Annotated in this window: 8 protein-coding genes and 4 pseudogenes; 6 read left to right on the top strand and 6 right to left on the bottom strand. The window is 43.8% G+C overall.

Annotation, left to right across the window (positions count from 1 at the left end):
- Positions 1-74, bottom strand: a pseudogene (locus O9290_RS10195) (transposase); the annotation flags it as partial.
- Positions 75-400: 326 nt separating this feature from the next.
- On the opposite strand from O9290_RS10195, the gene O9290_RS10190 reads away from it, so the two are divergent.
- The 6 genes from O9290_RS10190 to O9290_RS10165 all read left to right on the top strand — a co-directional run bounded on the left by O9290_RS10190 (position 401) and on the right by O9290_RS10165 (position 5,779).
- Positions 401-1,537 (top strand): anhydro-N-acetylmuramic acid kinase, encoded by a 1,137-nt coding sequence (locus O9290_RS10190; protein ID WP_502846457.1) that lies wholly within the window; start codon positions 401-403, stop codon positions 1,535-1,537.
- A complete protein-coding gene (locus O9290_RS10185; protein ID WP_002758812.1) occupies positions 1,534-2,304 on the top strand; it encodes a peroxiredoxin-like family protein in 771 nt (256 codons plus the stop codon). The genes O9290_RS10190 and O9290_RS10185 overlap by 4 nt, the downstream gene beginning before the upstream one ends.
- Before the next feature lie 599 nt (positions 2,305-2,903).
- A complete protein-coding gene (locus O9290_RS10180) occupies positions 2,904-3,215 on the top strand; it encodes a ferredoxin (protein WP_002758813.1) in 312 nt (103 codons plus the stop codon).
- 207 nt (positions 3,216-3,422) lie between these two features.
- Positions 3,423-4,124: an MBL fold metallo-hydrolase gene (locus tag O9290_RS10175; RefSeq protein WP_288054881.1), complete on the top strand. Its 702-nt coding sequence runs from the start codon at positions 3,423-3,425 to the stop codon at positions 4,122-4,124.
- A gap of 22 nt (positions 4,125-4,146) precedes the next feature.
- Positions 4,147-4,692 carry a rhodanese-like domain-containing protein gene (locus O9290_RS10170; protein WP_002786812.1) on the top strand — a complete coding sequence of 182 codons (546 nt, stop codon included), beginning with the start codon at positions 4,147-4,149 and terminating at the stop codon, positions 4,690-4,692.
- A gap of 208 nt (positions 4,693-4,900) precedes the next feature.
- A complete protein-coding gene (locus O9290_RS10165) occupies positions 4,901-5,779 on the top strand; it encodes a sulfite exporter TauE/SafE family protein (RefSeq protein ID WP_002758816.1) in 879 nt (292 codons plus the stop codon).
- 153 nt (positions 5,780-5,932) lie between these two features.
- On the opposite strand, the gene hemC is transcribed toward O9290_RS10165, so the two are convergent.
- From hemC to O9290_RS10140, 5 genes and pseudogenes are all read right to left on the bottom strand, one after another.
- The gene (hemC, locus tag O9290_RS10160; protein WP_288054883.1) at positions 5,933-6,892 is read right to left on the bottom strand and encodes a hydroxymethylbilane synthase; all 960 of its coding nucleotides are present in this window, start codon (positions 6,890-6,892) and stop codon (positions 5,933-5,935) included.
- 206 nt (positions 6,893-7,098) lie between these two features.
- A pseudogene (locus O9290_RS10155) lies at positions 7,099-7,266 on the bottom strand (element excision factor XisI family protein); the annotation flags it as partial.
- A 4-nt stretch (positions 7,267-7,270) separates the two neighbouring features.
- Positions 7,271-7,576: pseudogene (locus O9290_RS10150) on the bottom strand (IS630-like element ISMae27 family transposase); the annotation flags it as partial.
- 185 nt (positions 7,577-7,761) lie between these two features.
- Positions 7,762-8,447, bottom strand: a pseudogene (locus tag O9290_RS10145) (IS630 family transposase); the annotation flags it as partial.
- A partial coding sequence (locus O9290_RS10140; protein WP_288087023.1) for a transposase occupies positions 8,426-8,638 on the bottom strand: 213 nt, incomplete at its 5' end. The gene O9290_RS10140 and the pseudogene O9290_RS10145, both read right to left, overlap by 22 nt.

Genomic DNA, 8,638 nt, shown 5'->3' with positions numbered 1-8,638 from the left:
ACTGTACGAATAGCTTCATCAATGGCAGAACACTGACTTGGTTTAACCACGGCTTTCATTTCTAAGACAATCATTGTTTATCGACCTCAAACAACTTATTTTAAGTTAACCTGTAGAGCATCGGATTGTCAAGATTTTAGTTGACATTGAGCTTTTACATTGAGCCTTTACATTGAGCCTTTACATTGAGCCTGTCGAAATGTGTCGAAATGTCGTGCTTCGTGTCACTGAGCTTGTCGAAGTGCTGTTTTATACTGGTCGGGGTTTCATCCCGTCGCGCTCAAGCGAGGGCTTCGGCCGTGATCTCAGCGTTCGACAAAAGCTCACGCCGAGGTCCGAACGGTCTTCACCCCGACATTCAAGATAAAATAATCAACAATCGACAGTTGAGGGAAAAAACTTGTTAGTTATCGGTTTAATGAGTGGCACATCGGTGGATGGTATCGATACCGCTTTAGTGGAGATTAGCGGTACAGTGGAATCTCCACAGGTGCAGTTATTAGCTGGAGAAACCTATCCCTATTCCCCCCGATTACGCGAGACAATTTTACAAGTCTGTGGGGGAGAAAAGCTCGACCTTGAAGCTTTAGCCAGCTTAGATGATGATATCGCCGCAGAATTCGCCCGTGCCGCTTTAAATATCCAAAAAGAAGCCCCAAAAGCCCAATTAATCGGCAGTCACGGTCAAACCGTTTTTCATCGACCCCCCGCAAACGATCGCCTCGGTTACACGGTACAATTAGGACGGGGAGCAGCGATCGCAAAAATTACCCGTATTCCCACCATTAGTAATTTTCGCGCTGCCGATATCGCCCAAGCTGGTCACGGTGCGCCCCTAGTGCCGAAAATTGACGCTTATCTGCTTTCTCACCCCACTAAAACCCGCTGCGTCCAAAATATCGGCGGTATTGGCAATTTAACCTATCTACCCCCCCGACAAAGGGAAAATTGGCAGCAAAAAATTTTCGGTTGGGATACCGGCCCCGGCAATGTCCTCATCGATTTGGCCGTACAATTTTTGAGCCAAGGCCAACAAACCTACGACTATAACGGTCAATGGTCGGCTCAGGGTCAACCCTGCTCCGAATTAGTTCATAAATGGCTACAGGAGCCTTATTTTCAACAATATCCCCCTAAATCCACTGGCAGAGAGTTATTTAGCCCCGCCTATCTAGCCCAATTGCGCGAGGATGCCCAAGCTTATTGCCTCAGTGATGCCGACTGGTTGGCTAGTTTAACCGATTTAACCGCCATTTCGATCGCCCACAGCTATCAAACCTTTTTGCCAGAAATGCCCGCGGAAGTGCTGCTCTGCGGTGGTGGCGCTCGTAATGCCTACCTGCGCCAACGACTCCTAGCACATTTGGGGTCAAATGTCAAGCTTTTGACCACTGATGAGGTAGGATTAAATAGCGATTTTAAAGAAGCGATCGCTTTTGCCCTCTTGGCCTATTGGCGCTGGCACAATTTCCCCGGTAATTTACCGCAAGTCACGGGGGCAAAAGCAGCGGTTTTATTAGGAGAAATTTACAGATGAGCAGCAGCTATGAAATATTTTCAACAATTCAACGCCAAAGGGTCAGCGATGGGCAAATAGTGCCAATTTTAAGCGATTGTGCCGATTATAAACGTCTTTTAATTCTTGTTTGGCCGCAATTGGGAGATTTTGATAGTCTCGAATACGCTTGGTGGTTAGAAAAAGAGGCAGCCCTTTGGCAAAATGCCGGGATAACCATTCGTGCCATCGGTATCGGCGATCGCAATTCAGGGTTAAAATTCGCTGAATATACGAAATTTCGGCAAGATTGGCTTTTTGTTGACCCCAAAGCCGAATTACATAATTTATTAGGACTTTATCGCGGTTTATCGCTAAAATTACCTGGGTTTTCTCCCGGGCAAAATGCTTGGTTAAATCTAATTTTTATGTGTGCGGGTGTGGGTAGTCCGGGGACTCTGGCCGAAGTGCTGCGGGGTTATCTTGGCGATCGCAAAGCCCCCCAATTAATTGCCGAGGAGGAAACAATGCAAGCGCGGCCTTTACCACCTTTCCGGGGTTCCCTATTCAATCTTGCTGGGGGTCAAGGTTTTCAGCGACCTTTTGAATTAGCCACCCTGAGACTTCGTAATATGAGTCAAGTTTTGGGCAATTGGTCAACATATATCCCCGATAGTAGTTATCTCACCCAACGGGGAGGGACTTTTTTATTTGATAGTCAAGGAAATTTACTCTATGAGCATCGGGATCAAGGTATCTTGGGATTTGCTGAGAATATGAGTTATCCCCTCGCTTTTTTGCAGGATTAAGCTTTTTTATTCTGCATCTCGCTCACTCCCAACTCTTGACTTTTACCTTTTCTAGCTGATAGCTAAAAAACTACTTAAGTAGGGCTTGCTGAATAATGGTAAAACCCTTTTAAAATAAGGCTTTTGACCTGTTAAAGTCCGATGTTCATGCTGCGAAAATAGGATTGGGACTTTCAAAAACCTTGCATTATCCTTCTTATAGTACATCGCTTGGTACAAAAAACAAGGGCAACAAAGCCTGAAACGACCGGCTCCTGACGACCGGCTACTGACTCCTACCCCCAGGAAAAACTTTTTCAGCAGACCCTAATTACACATTTCGATCAAGCTTTTGCTCCTTGCCTATCTTCACTAGGAAATTTATTTTGCATGACTACTTATTACCTAAAGATTGATGAGATTATTTAACGATTGATCCACAACTATCGGGGGTTATTTACCTAAGAGATAAGTAAATATTATTTTAAGTTTATTTAAGGCTGTCATTACTAATGCTAAGTTGAGCCGGGTAAATTTTCCTGTAGTATCAAAAGGAAAACTCATTCGACCCGTTCAGTTTAAACGGCGAGAGAAGGGATTTTAAGACTGAGGAACAACCTATGGCAAAAAAAACAAAGACAACCACTTATAAAGTCACCCTGAAAACACCTGGTGGCGACCAGACAATTGATGTTCCCGATAATGAATATATTCTCGAGGCAGCAGAAGCAGAAGGATTAGATTTACCCTTTTCTTGCCGTGCTGGTGCTTGCTCTAGTTGCGCTGGTCAAATCGAATCTGGTAGCGTTGATCAGTCTGATCAATCCTTCTTAGATGATGATCAAATTGAAGCGGGTTATGTCCTCACCTGTGTCGCCTATCCTACTTCTGACTGTGTGATCGTCACCCACAAAGAAGAAGATTTGTACTAATTTAACTCAATATTTATTTGGGGGTTAGATACTCCAACAATAATAGAGCGGGAACTGCAAGAGCGACAGTTCTCGCTTTATTTGTATTTTTGCCTCTTGACTCGACAGTGAGATACAGCCAAAAAATTAATCCTGCTAGAGGTTTTCTACAAATTCATAATTATATGGTAGTATAGTTATAAAGTTATATAAAGGGAGTCAGAGATAATGCTATTCCGTCAGATGTTTGATCCCGAAACCAGCACTTATACTTATTTGATTGCCGATCCCGTCAGCAAGGAAGCGGTATTGGTGGATCCAGTGCGGGAACAGGTGGAAAGGGATGATCGGCAATTACAGGAGCTAGGATTAACGCTAAAATACTGTTTAGAAACCCATATTCACGCCGATCACGTCACAGGAACTGGAAAATTAAGGCAAATCACAGGCTGTCTGGGTATAGTTCCCGAAAATGCTCAAGTAGCCTGTGCTGATCGCCATCTGGCAGATGGAGAGGGATTGTTACTAGGAAATATCACCATCAAAGGGATCGCTACTCCTGGTCACACCGATAGTCATCTAGCCTATTTAGTCAATAACAGTCATATTTTGACGGGAGATGCCCTATTTATCCGAGGTTGTGGTCGTACCGACTTCCAAAGCGGCGATGCTGGTACCCTCTTTGATTCGGTCACGCAAAAACTTTTCACTCTCCCCGATAGTACCCTAGTTTATCCCGGCCACGACTATCGCGGTTTAACTGTCTCCACCATTGCCGAAGAAAAACAATACAATCCCCGTTTTGTCGGACGTAACCGCAGACAATTTATCGAGTTTATGAACAGTCTTAATTTACCAGATCCCAAAAAGATCATGGAGGCAGTTCCCGCTAACCAAGGCTGCGGTAATTTAGGAGTTGTTTTAGCTTAAAGATCCATTCAGGAGATTAACGATGACCAATACCACAAATCAGGCAAAATTACTAGAATTTGATGCCCATACTTTAAAAAACTTAATTGAGCGTCGAGAAGTTTGCTTAATTGACGTGCGAGAACCGGGGGAGTACGCAAGCGATCGCATTCCAGGGGCGAAATTAGTACCACTTTCCAGTTTTAACCCCGATTCGATCGCTTTTGACCCCAATCAAACCCTAGTTCTCTACTGTAATTCCGGCAGCAGATCCACTGTAGCAGCACAAAAACTGATTGCGGCAGGATTTAGCCAAGTTGCCCAGCTTAAAAACGGCTTAAATACTTGGAAAAGTGCGGGTTATGCCACCGAAAAAGACCAAAATGCGCCAATTAGCCTATTCCGTCAGGTGCAGATCGTCGCTGGTTCCTTAGTAGTCCTCGGAACAGTATTAGGAGCCTTTCTCTCGCCTTGGTTCCTGATTTTAAGCGGTTTTGTCGGTTCTGGTCTAGTTTTTGCGGGGATTAGTAATACCTGTGCTTTAGCTATGCTTCTGGCTAAACTTCCCTATAATCAACCCCATCAGTAAGCAGTAATCAGTCATCAGTAATCAGTAACCAGTAAATAATGAAATATGATTTGCTGATAACTGATAACAAGAGAAGAATCTAAAACCTAAGATGTACTTAGTTTCTAGCCTTCTTTTTAGGTAGGAGAATTGTCAGATTCTTTACTTGGGGCCTGTTGCCTTCAGAAACTGATAACTGATAACTGATAACTGATAACTGATAACTGAAATGACTTGGTTAATTGGACATTTATTAGCCGTTTGTACGGGGATTAGTCTGGGATTGTTAGGAGGAGGAGGTTCTGTACTAGCATTACCGATTCTAGTCTATGTGATGGGAGTACCGACCAAATCTGCGATCGCTATGACGCTTCTAGTCATCGGTAGTGTCAGTTTACTCGGCACGATTCCCCACTGGAAAAAAGGCAACATTAACTTAAAAACCGCTTTTATCTTCGGTTCTGCCACGATGGTAGGGGCTTTTTTGGGAGCAAGATTAGCCACATTTCCCTTTGTCACTGCCACCTTCCAGATGCTCCTGTTTGCGACACTAATGCTCCTAGCGGCAGCCTTTATGATCCGCAGATCAGCACAGATAGATAATCCTGATTATAAAGCCCGCGATCGGCAAAAAAATCTGACTCTCTACCCCCAACCAGTCTGCCGATATTGCTGGCTCTGGTTAATGAGCGAAGGAATTGCTGTGGGTGTCCTGACGGGATTAGTTGGGGTTGGGGGAGGCTTCGCTATCGTTCCCGCGCTGGTATTATTGGGTAAAATCCCCATGGTTCAAGCGATCGCCACTTCCCTGCTGATTATTTTCCTCAATTCTGTAGCCGGATTACTGGGTTATTTAGGTCATATTAGCGTCGATTGGCAGTTAACCCTATCCTTTGCTTTTGCGGCTGCTCTCGGTACTCTTATCGGTTCCTATCTGGGACAGTTTGTGTCCGCAAAACAGTTACAAAAAGGTTTTGGTTATTTTCTCTTAGCGATCGCAACTTTAGTTTTAATTCAAAATCGTCACATCTTGCACAATTTCCTGACTCCGAAAGGCAATTCTATCATCCCGGCGGAGAAGACTATCAATCGAACTGAAGTCAATTAAATCTCGATACTGGGAGAATTGCTGCAATACTGATCAGCTGCTTGCCTATCCACATCACTTGTTAAAACTGCATGGGAGAGGCACTGGAGCTTTTTGCTGTTTAAGACTGATAACTGATAACTTACCCACTGATAACTTATCACTGATCACTGATTATCGTCCCACTTCAGTGAAAATCTGGGCTAAAATCTCTCCAGCACCAGCCTCGCGCACTTTATGGGCTAAATCTCGTCCTAAGACTTCCCCATGGCTAGGATCACCGCTAACCGAGTCCTTAATCAGGCGCTTACCGTCGAGACTAGCCACCATACCCGTTAAAGTTAGGATACCATCCTCGATCGCCGTATTCACTCCGATGGGAACTTGACAACCCCCCTCCAACTCCCGTAAAAAAGCGCGTTCAGCATAGCATCTATCGCGGCTAGGGGCGTGTTCCAACACTTTTAGGACTTCCAAAACCTCTGGATCAGCATGGCGGCATTCTATCCCTAAAGCCCCCTGTCCCACCGCATGGAGAGAAATTTCCGCCGGAATAACCTGATGAACTCGATCGCCCAATCCTAACCTTTCCAATCCCGCTACTGCCAGAATAATCGCGTCGTATTCTCCCGCGTCCAGTTTTGCCAGACGGGTGTTAACATTGCCGCGCACATCCTTAAAAGTCAGATGGGGATAATGGTAACGCAACTGGGCCAATCGCCGCAGGGAAGAAGTCCCCACTACCGCACCTTCTGGTAAAGTGTCTAATTGATAGTCTTGGTTTTCGCTATTTACCACCAAAGCATCGGCCGGATTAACTCTTTCGGTGACGCAACCCAAGATTAAGCCTTCCGGCAACTTAGTGGGCAGATCCTTGAGAGAATGGACGGCAAGATCGATCGATCTATCCAAGATTCCCACTTCTAATTCTTTGGTAAATAAACCCTTATCACCGATTTTCGCCAGGGCCACATCGAGAATTTTATCGCCTTGGGTACTCATCGTCTCCACCTCAAACTGTCGATGGGGGTGGTGTTTACTCAATTCTGCCTGTACCCAATAGGTTTGTACTAGGGCTAACTGACTTTTACGGGAACCGATACGCAGGGAACGAGGAGGACTAGAAACGGACATATCTGAAGTAGGAATTTAACTAAACATCTATCTGACTGCTCGATCTAGACTATCCTGATCTCACCCCTGTTGAGTAATCACTTTCTAGCTTAGGCATAAATAGTTACATCTCTTAATATTTTTAGACAAATAGGGTTATGGGGTTTTCGGGAAGGGGTCAAAGTTTTAAGGTCAGTGGTTCGGTTTCTGCGTTGGTATCTAAAAAATTAACCGACTGCAAACCCTGTATAGGGTCTAACTAAAGGTTCATGAAGAGCTAAGACAATATCCTCTTTAGGAACACCTAAATTAACTAATTCATTGGCGATTCCCACTTCAGGGACATCATGTTGAACCCAAATTTCGCCATTTTTTATATCAAGATGTAATACCAAATTTCTAAATTCCTGACAGACATAGAGCTTCTAAAATCCAAGACCATCCCGTTAAATACCCGATAGTGTCATTGGATAAACGATTTAAAAGAGCATCGAGTTTATCTCTTAAAGCATCAAGAGATTCAAAAGTTTCCCATGCCAGAAAATTTTTCAGGTACAGCCAAACTCTCTGTTGCGGGGTTAACTTCAGGACAACAAGAAGGTTGATAAAACAAGATAATATTGTCGGGAATTTCTAAGTGTCCCGCAATATGTGCAGGAGCGTTATCTACTTGTAAAATATGTAATTCATTGGGAAAAGCTGGCTCTTCGTTACTTGGTATGATTCGATCAGGGGGCATAAATCGACTAAATCCTTATAGGGCAAGAGACTCAATTGATTAGCTCGTTCTAGATAGAAAACAATTGGCAAAAATCGAAGCAATGTCTTTCTATGTAAGGGTTTTATCCTTTATAACCCCCCTCCATTGCATAACACAAACCGAAGAACCGAAAAGCTGGCGATAGTTGTAATAGATATTCTCCGAAACAATCCCCATCTAAAGGGGAGAATTCATAGAAGAAGCTTCTTCCCTGTCGAGGCTCTACAGCCCCGTACAGCCAAAAGCATTGGAAGTTATCTTGAAAATTACCAATCGGCTTAACTCCGAAAAGAGTTATTTTATTCCGAGCAATAGTGTGACAACCAAATCTACTTTCATCCTCGCACCAAAAACTTACTTTCTCGTAACGCTTTACTTTCTCGCTTTCCCTGTCTAGTAAAGCTTTTAGTCGTTTAGATAAGTTCGCTTTAAACTCATCTACTTCGCCAGGCAATTGTCTCGGATTTCGTGGTCTAGGTACTTTTAATTGAGCTTCCTAATTCCTGTCTAACGAGACGATAAACTGTTGTATAGCTGACGGAAATTTCTCGAACGACCGAGAGCCAAAAATAAATCTCTTTATAGCTGGTAAAACCCACTGGGTCTTTTAATTCGTTTTGTAAAAGAGCGACTTCTTCTACCGAAATCTTTTTCGGTCTTCCTGGTGGGTTTCCTTCAGATAATAATCGCTCGATTCCTCCTTTTTTTGTAAAAACTTAACCAGCGATGGATTGTTCTTTCCCCTCGTCCCATTAATACCGCTAAATGGCGAACCGTCTCTACCTCCCCCATCTTCAAAAAATATGATGCCAAGACAACATACTTCTAACCCAAAAATTCCGAAAGTTTCTCAAGCCATAGGCTCTCCGTTTTATTAGTTTAAGTTTATTGTTGATTCCCTCGACCACCCCATTCGTTGTCCTTCGCTCGAAATAACTAATTATTTCTCCAAACCAGTTTCGGATTGTTTGACAACTCTTGGTAAAAACACTGGAGGATTTTGCCAA

Source organism: Microcystis sp. LE19-41.2A (genome assembly GCF_027530405.1).
In the GTDB taxonomy this organism is placed as follows: Bacteria; Cyanobacteriota; Cyanobacteriia; order Cyanobacteriales; family Microcystaceae; genus Microcystis; species Microcystis aeruginosa.
The sequence above is the reverse complement of the archived record's forward strand: the minus strand, read 5'-3'. Positions and strand labels throughout refer to the sequence as shown.